This is a genomic window from Stenotrophomonas sp. GbtcB23, from assembly GCF_019091045.1.
Taxonomy (GTDB): Bacteria; Pseudomonadota; Gammaproteobacteria; order Xanthomonadales; family Xanthomonadaceae; genus Stenotrophomonas; species Stenotrophomonas rhizophila_A.
This window is the reverse complement of the sequence record NZ_JAGXKC010000701.1, coordinates 1-235: the sequence shown is the minus strand read 5'-3', so window position 1 is coordinate 235 and position 235 is coordinate 1. Positions and strand designations below refer to the sequence as shown.

Here is a 235-nt window from a genome sequence, read left to right as displayed (position 1 = left end):
GGGTGCGCCAGAAGGATTTCAGGTCGAAACCCGTCATCGGGAATTCCGAGATCGCATTGAAGGCGAGCCGCCAGATGTCGGAACGATTGGTAAAGGTCGCATCCACGCCGAAGCTTTTCACCAGCTCGGTCACGCTCGGAAAGGCGGCGGCGCCGCCCGCCAGCAGGTTGAAGGCGGCGACGCGGCCGAGCGACAGCGGAAGGCGCAGAAGCGGGAATTTCTCGAACAGCCAGGC

General features: G+C 63.4%; 1 pseudogene. It reads right to left on the bottom strand.

Going from position 1 to position 235, the window contains the following annotated elements:
* A pseudogene (locus tag KVS69_RS20625) lies at positions 1-235 on the bottom strand (hypothetical protein); the annotation flags it as partial.